Here is an 11,767-nt window from a genome sequence, read left to right on the forward strand (position 1 = left end):
TACCTGCCGCCAGTATTGTCGTTGGTGGTGCAAGGCAATCAGCCTTCCAACCACTTCACCTGTTCGGGCGTCAGCTGGATATCCAGCGCCGAAAGGCTGTCTTCCAGTTCGGCGATCGTACGCGGCCCGATCAGCGGGATGACAGGGAAGGGCTGGGCGATGACATAGGCAAGCGCGATGTGGATCGGATGCCGACCGAGCTGCTTTGCAAGCTCGATCGCTCGGTCACGCCGCTCGAAGTTGCGATCGGAATACCAGCAGCGTACGATCTCCTCGTCGTCACGCTTGTCGCGGCCGGCCCGGTCTGTGAAGAAACCGCGGCCCTGGCTCGACCAGGCGAAGTTCGGGATTTGCTTCTCGTTCAGCCATTTCTTCCAGTCATCATCAGAGGCGGCAACGCAGCCGGCCCAGATGGGATCCAGCATCTCGGCGAGTGAGAAGTTGTTGGAAAGCGCGCCGGGCGCTGACTTGCCATTCTTCTTCGCATAGGCAATCGCCTCGTCGAAACGCTCGCGCGTCCAATTCGAGCCACCGAAGATGCCGCGGATGCGGCCGCGTTTGACCTCCGCATCCATGGCATCGACGAATTCGCCGACCGGCACATCGGTATTGTCGCGATGCATGAAGTAGATATCGACATAGTCGGTCTTCAGGCGGTTGAGCGACTGATCGAGCTGCTTGCCGATAACATCGGGATAGCAGAGCGGCGAATGGGCGCCCTTGCCGATCAGAACGATCTCTTCGCGCGGCACTTTGCGGCTCGTGTGCCAGTCGCCGAATATGCTCTCCGTCTTGCCGCCGCCATAGACGAAGGCGGTGTCGAAGACATTGCCGCCCGCTTCGTAGAAGGTATCGAGGGTCAGGGAGGCGGACGCGAAATTCGGGAAGAATTCGAAGCCGAGGGTGACGACCGAAGCTGGCTTGGAAATCCCGGGGATCTGGCGCTGCGGAATGGAATTGCCGCGCCGGACAGTCCCGCCTGCGATGTTCAGCGTGCGTTTGGCGGCTTTCTCGACACCATATTCGAGGCCAACCGAAGCGCGCCACTGGTCGAGCACTTTAAGGTTGTTGATCGAATCCGCCCAGCTCATCCCGGGCGCGCGGAACTCCTTCTCGCCGGCGCGGATCGCGTCACCCGCCGCATCCGCCTCGAAGGAGTAGAGCCAGCGATCCTCCTTGACCTCGACGGTCTGCTGCTCGTTATTCTTGAAGATCTCGATCTTGCCAACGCCGCCCTTATGGCCGGACGCGAACCAGAAATCCTTGACTTCGATACGGCCCTGCGAACCGATGATGCGCAAGACATTGTCCTGCTGCGCCATGATCGAGCACGAGACTTCGGCGATGATCTCGTTCGGGAATTTCAGTACGGCTGACGCCCATTCATCGACACCGGACTGGCCGAGATGCGCGACGCCAGCGACATTTTCCGGCTCCAGGAAAGGCTTTCCGGCGGCCGCGCCGGCAAGCAGGCGGGCCATGGAGACCGGATAACCGCCGACATCCAGAATACCGCCGCCGGCGGTGTCATTGGCGAACAGGCGGTGTTCCGGTTTGTATGTGCCCATGCTGAAGCCGAACGAGGAGCGGATGATGCGGATTTCATCGATCGTGCCGCTCTTGATAAGCTCGATCAGCTTTTCGGTCTGCGGATGCACGCGATACATGAAGGCTTCGCCGGCAAAGACACCAGCCTTTTTGGCCTCGTAGTAGATTGCCTCCGCGTCATAGGCGGAAAGCGCAATCGGCTTTTCGACCAGCACATGCTTGCCGGCGCGGATCGCCTTGATGGCCCATTCGGCGTGACCGGTGTGGGGCGTGGCGATATAGATCGCATCGACATCCGTGTCGGTCAGAAGCGCTTCATAGCCGTTGACAATACGCGCGCCCGGAAAACCGTCTGCGAGTCCCGGCCTGTCGGGGTTGCGCGTGGCAATTGCGACGAGCTTGCCGGTGCGTGAATGCGCGACGCCATCTGCAAAGGTGCGGGCGATGGTGCCGGGGCCGATGATGCCCCAGCGGATTGGATTATCTGAAGTCATGACTGTCCTCTTTCGTCTTTCGGTCTTGGGATGGTTAGCGGAGCCGCTTGCCTGCGGCATCGAACAGGAAGAGGCGGGCGGCGGGCAGAGAGACTGCCAGTGTCTCGGTCTTGCCGAGGCTGCGGGATTCTGGACGCTCGATGATGAGCTGCTCACCGCCGAAATTGGCGTAGATGTAACTGGTATTGCCAAGATGCTCGGCAACATCGACGGCAACCGTCATATCCGCCGCGCCTTGACCCGCCTCGTCGAAATGCTCGGGCCGGATTCCCAGCGTAATCTCCGTGCCTGGCCTTATGGACCGGTCGGCGAGCGGAACCTCCAGCCGAACTGTCTTGTCGCCGGCAAGTATGATTGATGCCTTGCCTGCCTGCACACCGGCCACCTCGGCCTTGAGGAAATTCATTTTCGGCGAACCGACGAAGCCGGCGACGAACTGGTTGGCCGGATCGTCGTAAAGGTCGAGCGGCGCGCCGATCTGCTCGATATTGCCGGCCCGCAGAACAACGATCTTGTCGGCGAGAGTCATCGCCTCCGTCTGGTCGTGGGTGACATAGATCATTGTCGTGCCGAGCTGCTTGTGCAGTCGGGAGATCTCGACGCGCATCTGCACGCGCAATTCGGCGTCGAGGTTCGAGAGCGGCTCGTCGAACAGGAAAACCTGCGGTTCGCGTACGATCGCGCGACCAATTGCGACGCGCTGGCGCTGGCCGCCGGACAGCTGTTTCGGCCGCCGTTTCATCAGTTCGGTGATCTGCAGGATCTCGGCGACATGGCGCACGCGCCGCTCGGTATCGGCCCTTGGATTGCCGTTCATCCGCAGGCCGAAGCTCAAGTTCTCCTCGACAGTCAGATGCGGATAGAGTGCGTAGGACTGAAAGACCATGGCGATGCCGCGATCAGCCGGCTCGACATCGTTGACGACGCGCCCGGCAATCTTCAACTCGCCGCCGGTGATATCTTCAAGCCCCGCAATCATGCGCAGGAGGGTAGACTTGCCGCAGCCGGAGGGGCCGACGAAGACGACGAACTCGCCATCTTTCACTTCCAGGTTGGCACCGTGGATGATTTCGAACGCGCCATAGCGTTTGACGATATTGTTGAGTGAAAGCTCTGCCATGGGCTCCCCGATTATTTGATTGCGCCGGCCGCAATGCCGGCGATGAAGTGACGTTGCAGAAGCACGAAGACCACGAGGATCGGTGCCGTCAAAAGCACGGCACCGGCCATGATGCCGCCCCAGGAAACCTTGGTGAGGCCGATCAGGACGCCGAGCGCCACCGGAGCCGTCATCATGCCTGGCTTCGAATTGATGAGCAGCGGCCAGAGGTAATTGTTCCAGGAGGCGAGGAAGAGGATGATCGCCAGAGCCGCCATGGTCGGTCGGGCGAGCGGCAACGCTATGCGTAAAAAGATCTGCCGTTCCTTGACGCCCTCGACGCGGGCCGCATCGAAAAGATCGTTCGGCATCATCGAGAAAGACTGCCGCATGAACAGCACCCCGAGCGAATTGAAGAGCGGCGGCACAATGAGCGCAACCCAGGTGTTGGCGAGCTTGAATTCGCGTGCCACCATGATGAATTGCGGAATGACGACGACGAAATAGGGCAAGGTGATGGTGCCGAGGATGATGGCGATGACAAGCGACCGACCGACGAAACGGTAGCGAGCGAGTGCCCAGCCGGCCATAGACGTCAGGAACACAGACAGGATGGTATAGATCGTGGCGACGACGATCGAGATCACCATCGCGCCGATGAAGTTCGTGTCCGCCTGGAGGTTCTGGAAGTTCGCGACGAAGTTGGTCGAGGGCCAGAGCACGATCTGCGGGCTGAAAATGCCGTAATCGGGCATAGTCGAGAAGACGAACATCATCCAGAGCGGAAAGAGCCAGATGATCGCGAGCGGCAGCAGGAAGGCATGCAGGGCGATCTGACGGATGAGAAGGGATTGCGACTTGGATCTCATTTCGGTTCCCTCCCGACCCAAAGGTTGAGCAGCGAGATCGCGACTGCGAGCGCCGCCATCGTGTAGGCGATCGCCGAGGCATAACCGAAGTTCAGCGACGTAAAGCCCTGACGATAGAGCAGAAGACCAAGTGTCTCCGTGCCGCCACCCGGTCCACCGCGGTTGGTAATCAGGAAGGGCTCGGCAAAGAGCTGCATCGTGCCGATGACGGAGAGAACCACGCAAAAGAGGATGATAGGCTTCAGGAGCGGCAGGGTGATGTGGAAGAACTGCTGCAGCTTGCTGACGCGGTCGAGCGTTGCCGCCTCATAGACGTCCTCAGGGATCGATTGTAGGCCGGCCAGGATGATGATCGCGTTGTAACCCGCCCATCGCCAGGTGACCGCGATGATAATGACGACCATGGCCGCGTTGGCATTGTCGAACCAGGAGACGGGTGCAAGACCGACCGCGCCGATCAGCTTGTTGATGATGCCGAAATCGAGATTGAACATCAGCCGGAAGACGGCCGCATAAGCGACTTCACCAACGACGACAGGCGCGAAGAAAGCGAAGCGGAACAGGGCACGCGCTTTGAGAAGCGGTGAATTCAAGAGAACCGCCATGACGGTCGCAAGCGCGATCATGACCGGTACCTGGATGACCAGGATGAGGAGCGTGTTATAGAGCGCGTTGTAAAAAGCCGGATCGGCAAACAGGCGCCCCCAATTGGCCTGAAGGCTGAATTTCCACGGATTGATGCGCGTGTTCTGGAACGAGATCAGAAATGAATTGATGATCGGCCAGACCCAGAAGGCGGCAAAGACCAGAAGATAGGGCGCAAGGAACGCATAGGCGCTCCGGTTCCTGATCGGCATGTATCCTCCTTACTCAAACGAACGTGCCAACCGCCTCCCTCGGCAGGCGAGGCCGGGCGCTTGGCGCCCGGCTTGCCATTCATTGTGCGATCGGAAGACCGGTTGCCGAGGCAATCTGTTTGGCGGCATCGTCCAGAGCCGTTTTCGCATCGGGATAACCACCGGCGAGGAATTTCGTCTGCGTCGTCTTGAAGATGGCATCAGCATCAGTCTGGAAGGCCGTGCCGCGGCTTGGCACGATCTTCGGCAGAGTGGCGAGGATGTCGGCCCAGATCTTCTGGTTGGCCCAATAGGGCTGCGGCTCATTGACGAAGGGATCCTGAACGGCAGAAAGCAGTGACGGCACGAGGCCGAACGACTTCAGCATGGTGACCTGGCCCTCATTGGTAGTAAGCGCATAGGTCAGATATTTGAAGGCTGCTTCCTTGTTCTGCGAGTTGGCATTGATGGCGAGCGAAGAACCGCCGAGATTGGCCGCATGCGGGCTGTCTGCGCTCATACCGGGCATGGCGTAGACACCCCACTTGCCGGAGAGATCGGGCGAGCCGGACCGGATCGTGCCCTCGTACCAGCCGCCGTAGACCTGGCTTGCCACCTTGCCGGCAGTATTGGAGGAGATCTTCTCATCCCAGTTTGCCGCTGTCAGCGTGCCGGCATCCTTCATCGCCTTCACTTTTTCCAGTGTCTGGACGCAAGCTGGCTGGTTAATGGTGATCGACTGGCCATCGGTCGAGAAATAGCCGCAGCCCTGTTCGTTGGCGAGCATGCGGAACCATTCGCTATCGCCGTTGAAATCGGCCTGCCCCATCACGACGCCCGGATTGGCGGCCGAAACCTTCTTGCCGGCGGCAATGAAATCATCCCAGGTCACGATCGACTTCGGATCGACACCTGCCTTTTCATAATAGTCACGGCGATAGAAGACGGCGACAGGACCGGAGTCCCAAGGCATGGCGTAAGCGACATCGCCGACCTCAAGCTCAGTGCGCTTGAACTCGGGGAACTTCGCCTGCATGTCGCTGTTGTAGCCGAGTTCCTTCAGATTGGCGAAGCAATCCGGGAAGCGACTCCAGAAAATTTCCGCTTCGAAGTTCTCGATGGTGACGATATCGGGAAGGCCGTCGCCACCAGCGGCGCAGGCGGCAAGCGTCTTGTCGAAGACCTGTTGATTGCCGAGATCCTGGACATCGACCTTGATGTCGGGAAACTGCTTGTTGAAGCGTTCGATCGTCGATTTAAGAGCCGAAGCGGCGACGTTCCAGCTCCAGATGGTAAGCGTAGCGGACTGCGCATAAGCAGACCCGGATGCAAGCAGCACGAGCGCTGTTGTTGCCATGATGAGTTTAGAGCGCATGAAAATCCTCCCTTTTCAATTGCCGTCGCTGAGCGAACGTGACTAATCTAGCGCGGCGGGAATGGCTGTCTCATAAAAAGGGAATATGGAATTGGCGGAAAGTAAGGTCGTCGGCAAACCTGTTTACCAGCCTGGTGCGAGCACCATTGAGGGCATGCCGATGGCGCTTCAGATGTTTTATGCCCATCCGCCTGTCATGGCGATGCCGCACTGGCACGCCCAGGTCGAGGTCAATTATATCATGCGCGGCAGCGTCCATTACCGGATGAACGGCCATGATATTGCGCTTAGAGCCGGTCAGATGTGCCTCTTCTGGGGCGGGCAGCCGCATCAGATGGATGAGTCCTCGGATGATTCCCTCTATGCCGGTGCGCATCTGCCGCTCGTCTATTTTTTTAGGATGCGCCTGCCCCCGACGATAGGCACGCGTCTGATGAAGGGAGAGATACTGCTGACATCGGCAACCGATGCGGCGGACGAGGCGAATTTCCCTCGCTGGTATGACTATGCGAAATCCAACGATCCGAGGAAGACGCAGCATGCCGTTGATGAATTGCTTCTGCGCATCGAGCGGATTGCTTTGGAATCATATCTCCTGGTTCCCGGTACCCGCGCCGAAGAGCTTGAGCAGTCCAATTCGCAGCTTTCCCGCAGCGTCGCGCGCATGTGCGATTTCATTGCCAGCAATTTCCTGCAGGACATCGATACGGTCGAAATCGCCCGCGCCGTCGATCTTCATCCCAAGTACGCCATGAACCTTTTCAAGAAGACGACGGGCATGACGATCAGCAAATACATCAATCTGCTGCGGCTTTCACACGCCCAGGCGCAACTGATGGGCGAGGGCTCGAACGTGCTGCAGATCGCGATGGACAGCGGCTTCGGCTCGATCAGCGCCTTCAACAAATCCTTCCGCAGCATTGCCGGTATGTCGCCATCCGATTTCCGACGGGATATGCGCTCTGTGATCGGCAGTATCACCGCTCTCGGTTGAGGCGTGTAATTTGCAGTCGCAAGCAAGGATGGAGCAACCCCCTTACACTCGTGCGCGACGCGAAATCTGGCAAGGCTGTCCAATGGAAAAGAGATGCCTTATAAAGAGCGTATTGAAGATGAGGTCTTTCTGCGGCGGAACAAGACCCTTGCTTGAGCTCTAGCAATGTCATCGGTTGTCGGAAGGGACTTCAAATGACTGCTACCCAGGATGCCTTTCGTGTGCGCATCACCGGCGGAGTGCAAGGCGTTGGCTATCGCGCCTGGACCCGCGGACAGGCGCTCCAGCTCGGCTTGGCGGGTTGGGTAAGGAATGAAGCCGACGGTTCGGTCAGCGCTTTGATCATCGGATCCCAAGGCGCCACCGGCTCAATGCTGGAGCGTTTCTGGAGCGGCCCTGCCGGCTCTTCCGTGTCGGACGTGAAAGCGGAGGAGGCAAATCTCGACGAGGTTCCGAACGACTTCCGCATCGTCCGATAGAGATCAGGAGAACCTGTGTTCTTTACCTGCAAGCGGCGAGGCGAATTGTATTTCTCCAACTGTCACCGACCGGTCGCCGTCCGTACGCACGACAAGCGTCTGCAGGTCTGGCACATCGAGATAAACCACCGTATCGGCGCCAAGCCGCTCAATGTGGCGGACTTTGCCCTGCCATTTTCCTTCGGTGGATGAAAGGACGATGTGCTCGGGTCGGATGCCATAGGTCTTGCAGCCTTCCTTCGCAGCAATCTCACCCTCAAACAGATTCATCTTCGGCGAGCCGATAAAGCCTGCAACGAAGGGGCTTGCGGGATTGTTATAGAGCGCCATCGGCGTTCCGATCTGCTCGATCTGACCGCCGTTCAGAACGACGATCCTGTCCGCCATCGTCATAGCTTCGACCTGATCGTGGGTGACGTAGATCATGGTGGCACCAAGCTTGGCATGAAGCTCCGTCAGCTCGATCCGCATTTGCGAGCGCAGCGATGCATCAAGGTTCGACAGCGGTTCGTCGAAAAGGAACACCTTGGGATTGCGGATGATCGCGCGGCCGATCGCGACGCGCTGGCGCTGGCCACCCGAGAGTGCCTTCGGCTTGCGATCGAGCAGATGAGAGAGCTGTAAGATCTCGGCGGTCTGCTTCACCCTTTCGGTGATTTCTGCCTTGGGTCGTCGGGCAAGCGACAGGCCGAAGCCGATGTTTTCTGCGACGGTCAAATGCGGATAAAGCGCGTAGGACTGGAAGACCATGGCGATACCGCGCTCGGATGGTTCAGCATCGGTGACATCCTTGCCGTCGATGAAGACCTGCCCTGACGTCGTCGTCTCCAGTCCGGAGATGATGCGCAGAAGGGTCGATTTTCCGCAACCGGACGGACCGACGAAGACACAGAATTCACCGGCATCGACGGTAAGATCGACACCCTTCATCACCTCCAGGCTGCCGAAGCTCTTGCGGACACTTTCGAGAACAACTGATGTCATGGCTTATCCCTTGACTGCACCGGCGGTCATGCCTGCAACGATCTGCCGGTTGAAGAAGATGAAGACGATCAGGGGCGGAATGGTCACCAGAAGTATGTTCATGAAGAGCAGATTGAACTGGGTCTGGAATTGTCCCTGAAAATTATAGAGCGTTAGCTGCACGGTGACGTTTTCCCGGCCCGGCAGATAGTAGAGCGGGTTGGTGAAATCGTTGAAGATGGCGATCGACTGGACGACGATGACCGTCACGGTGACCGGCTTCAGAAGCGGCAGGATGACCCGAAAGAAGATCTGGAATGGCTTTGCTCCATCGATGATAGCAGCCTCGTCGAGATCCCGCGGGATGGTCGCAATGAAACTGCGAAACAACAGAACGGTGAAGCCGAGGCCATAAGCGACCTGGATCAGCACCATGCCCGACAACGTCTTGAAGAGGGCGAGCATTTGCAGCACCCAGATGGTCGGCACCACGGCCGGCGGGATCATCAGGCCGGCAAGCACGCAGCCATAGATGACCGTATTCCAACGTGACGGGCGGCGCTGCAGCACATAGCCCACCATGGCGCCGAACAGCACCAGCAGCGTAACGGCAGCGACTGTGATGACGGTCGAATTGAAATAGGCGAGCAGCAGCATATAGTTGCGGGTCTGCACGACCTCCATGAAATTCTGCCAGAGCTGCCACTCGACCGGCCAGCTGAACTTCAGTGTTGCAGCGTCCTGTTTCGTCTTGGCGGCGGTGATGAAGATGAACAGGAAGGGCATGACGAAGATCACGCCGCAGGCGGCTAAAGCCGCAATCCCGGTATAGAGCTGGCGGCGGCTCATAGGTCCACCTCCTTGCGGTTGAACCAGGCCGTCAGCGGCAGGATGATGAGGCCGATGAGCAGGAAGAGGATCACATTGCCGGCGGTCGACAGGCCGTAAAAGCCTGCCTGGTATTGCTTGTAGATGACGCTCGCGAGCACATCCGACGAAAAGCCGGGACCGCCGCGAGTCATTGCCCAGACGAGGTCGAAACTTCTGAGCCCGCCGATCAGCGAGAGCGTCACGACGGTAACGGTCGCGGGTCTGACCAGCGGAACCGTGACGCGAAAGAACATCTGGCGGCGGGTCGCGCCATCGATGCGGGCGGCCTCATAATAGTCCGGGCTGATCGAGGCGAGACCGGCAATATAGATCACGGTTGCAAGTCCGATGCCCTTCCAGAGGTCGACGAAGACAATGGAATAGAGTGCAAGAGCCGGGTCGGTCAGCCAGCCGGGGCCGTGGATACCAATGGCGGCGAGCACGACGTTGATCAGCCCGCGGGTCGGATGCATGAGCACCGAGAAGGTGATACCGACGCCAATCGTCGAGACGAGCACGGGAAAGAAGATCACGGTTCGAAGCAGGCCTTGCCCCCAGAGGCCGGAGGTCAGCAATACGGCGAGCAGCAGACCGAGCACGGTTTTGGTGCCCGAGGTCAGGACGGCATAAATGATCGTATTGATCAGGCCCTGGATCAGAAAGGGCTCACGGAAGAACTGTCGATAGTTTTCCAGGCCGATGAACTGCGTGCTGAACAAATCCCAGCGCGTTAGGCTGAACCAGAAGGATGCGATCGTCGGGGCCAGAAAGAGGACGGTGAACACCACCGCCGCCGGCAGCACGAACCAGTAGGGATAGGGGGACTTGCGTCTTGTCATACGGACACCTTGAGGCGTCCCCCATCCAGGCCGATGAGCCTGGATGGGGGATCGGCTGGGAGGTTACCAGTTCGGCAGGCCAAGCTGCTTGGCTTGCTTCTCGACATCCTGGTCGTAGAGGGCAGCGGCGTCCTTGGCAGAGCGGATGCCAGTCCCGACCTCGACTGTAATCTGCTCGAGCGCCGGTCCCTTGACGGGCGAGAGGAATTCGAGCGCCGGACCATTGCGTCCCGCCGTCTCGAAATAGGGAAACATATCGGAAACGGCCGGTGGAATATCCTTCGGCAGTTCGCAGCCCTTGACGAGATAGGGACCGGAGGGCACGGCCTTCGCCATTAGGTCGCAGGCTTCCTTGGAGCCGACGAAATCGAGAAATTTTTTGGCTTCCTCGACATTTGCGGACTTTGCGGAAACGTAGAGTGCCGAGGGCATCCAGACCGTCAGGCCGTTCTTGCCGGCGTCGGTTCCTGGCTGGGCGAAGAAGCCGAGATCCTTGAGATTGTCAGGGAAATTCTGTTGGACGTTGCCGATGCCGAAGGTGAGGTTCGGATAGTGCGCTGCTTCGCCGGTGGCGACCATGCGCATGCCGTCGTCAAAGGTCGCGGCGCCAAAGTCTGCATTGAGGTAACCGCCCTTCGCCACCTCCTCCAGATGTTCGAAGCCCCGCAGTGCGGCCGGCGTATTGGCATATTTGACCTTGTTGGCCGTGTAGTCGTCCGCGAACGTCGGAACCTCCGACTGCACGTTGTAGAAATCGGCCAGGACGAAGAGCTGCGAGGTCCAGGTCGTCCCATAGGTCTGTGCCACAGCGACCTTGCCGGCGGCCTTGATTTTCTCGTTGTTGCTCATGAACTCCGCCCAGGTCTTTGGGGGCGTGAGGCCGAGATCAGCGTAGATCTTTCTGTTATAGAAGATGCCGCCGCCCATGGCCGGACCGAAGGGAATGCCGCGGACATGGCCATCGGGGCTGGTGACGACCTTCTTGAACGTGTCGAGAATACCCGCCTCCGAGGGAAGGTCGGTAAGGTCTGCTATCGTTTCCTGCGGCTTCAACGCCTGGAAGAGCGAGCCGCTATTGTATTGAAAGACATCGGCCATCTCGCCGGTTGCGAGCCGGGTCTTGATGATGTTGTCGCCCTCCGAGCCGCCGGCGCGCTGCTCGACGTCAAAGGTGACATCAGGATGCTTTTCCATATAGGCCTTGGAAACGGCATCGAACGAGGCAATGGATTCCGGATTGGTGTCAATCAGCACGCTGAGGGTCACATCCGCATGTGCCACTCCAGCGGCAAGAGCCATGATGCTGGCTGCAAGGATGCTGCACTTCGTCATTCGCATAGTCATTTCCTCCTCTTGAAGACCGGAATGCGCTGGCTGGCCTGCCGCAGATCAGTGATCCGC

The 11,767-nt window shown here is 58.9% G+C and carries 11 protein-coding genes; 2 read left to right on the forward strand and 9 right to left on the reverse strand.

The genetic code is table 11. The features are described 5' to 3' along the window. Positions 1–38: 38 nt before the first annotated feature. From FHX08_RS30115 to FHX08_RS30135, 5 genes are all read right to left on the reverse strand, one after another. Entirely contained in the window at positions 39–2,042 is a 2,004-nt protein-coding gene (locus FHX08_RS30115) for an aldo/keto reductase (RefSeq protein WP_132657776.1), read from the reverse strand. Between the two features lie 34 nt (positions 2,043–2,076). Then, positions 2,077–3,162 (reverse strand): ABC transporter ATP-binding protein, encoded by a 1,086-nt coding sequence (locus FHX08_RS30120; RefSeq protein WP_132657778.1) that lies wholly within the window; start codon positions 3,160–3,162, stop codon positions 2,077–2,079. Between the two features lie 11 nt (positions 3,163–3,173). After that, positions 3,174–4,010 carry a carbohydrate ABC transporter permease gene (locus FHX08_RS30125; protein ID WP_132657779.1) on the reverse strand — a complete coding sequence of 279 codons (837 nt, stop codon included), beginning with the start codon at positions 4,008–4,010 and terminating at the stop codon, positions 3,174–3,176. Then, positions 4,007–4,867 (reverse strand): carbohydrate ABC transporter permease, encoded by an 861-nt coding sequence (locus tag FHX08_RS30130; RefSeq protein ID WP_132657781.1) that lies wholly within the window; start codon positions 4,865–4,867, stop codon positions 4,007–4,009. Before FHX08_RS30130 ends, FHX08_RS30125 begins: the two co-directional genes overlap by 4 nt. 79 nt (positions 4,868–4,946) lie before the next feature. Next, complete coding sequence (locus FHX08_RS30135) at positions 4,947–6,221, reverse strand: sugar ABC transporter substrate-binding protein (protein ID WP_132657783.1); 1,275 nt, start codon at positions 6,219–6,221, stop codon at positions 4,947–4,949. 85 nt (positions 6,222–6,306) lie between these two features. On the opposite strand from FHX08_RS30135, the gene FHX08_RS30140 reads away from it, so the two are divergent. Together FHX08_RS30140 and FHX08_RS30145 are read left to right on the forward strand one after the other, a co-directional pair. Then, a complete protein-coding gene (locus FHX08_RS30140; RefSeq protein WP_132657785.1) occupies positions 6,307–7,215 on the forward strand; it encodes a helix-turn-helix domain-containing protein in 909 nt (302 codons plus the stop codon). A gap of 194 nt (positions 7,216–7,409) precedes the next feature. After that, positions 7,410–7,694 carry an acylphosphatase gene (locus tag FHX08_RS30145; RefSeq protein ID WP_132657787.1) on the forward strand — a complete coding sequence of 95 codons (285 nt, stop codon included), beginning with the start codon at positions 7,410–7,412 and terminating at the stop codon, positions 7,692–7,694. 3 nt (positions 7,695–7,697) lie between these two features. On the opposite strand, the gene FHX08_RS30150 is transcribed toward FHX08_RS30145, so the two are convergent. From FHX08_RS30150 to FHX08_RS30165, 4 genes are all read right to left on the reverse strand, one after another. After that, positions 7,698–8,678: an ABC transporter ATP-binding protein gene (locus FHX08_RS30150; RefSeq protein WP_132657789.1), complete on the reverse strand. Its 981-nt coding sequence runs from the start codon at positions 8,676–8,678 to the stop codon at positions 7,698–7,700. Positions 8,679–8,681: 3 nt separating this feature from the next. After that, entirely contained in the window at positions 8,682–9,506 is an 825-nt protein-coding gene (locus FHX08_RS30155) for a carbohydrate ABC transporter permease (RefSeq protein WP_132657790.1), read from the reverse strand. Further along, on the reverse strand, positions 9,503–10,366 hold the full coding sequence (locus tag FHX08_RS30160; protein WP_132657792.1) for a carbohydrate ABC transporter permease: 864 nt from the start codon (positions 10,364–10,366) through the stop codon (positions 9,503–9,505). The genes FHX08_RS30155 and FHX08_RS30160 overlap by 4 nt, the downstream gene beginning before the upstream one ends. Before the next feature lie 63 nt (positions 10,367–10,429). Continuing rightward, positions 10,430–11,710: an ABC transporter substrate-binding protein gene (locus tag FHX08_RS30165; protein ID WP_409527428.1), complete on the reverse strand. Its 1,281-nt coding sequence runs from the start codon at positions 11,708–11,710 to the stop codon at positions 10,430–10,432. Between the last annotated feature and the right edge of the window lie 57 nt (positions 11,711–11,767).

This window comes from Rhizobium sp. BK529, from assembly GCF_014194105.1.
Lineage (GTDB): Bacteria > Pseudomonadota > Alphaproteobacteria > Rhizobiales > Rhizobiaceae > Rhizobium.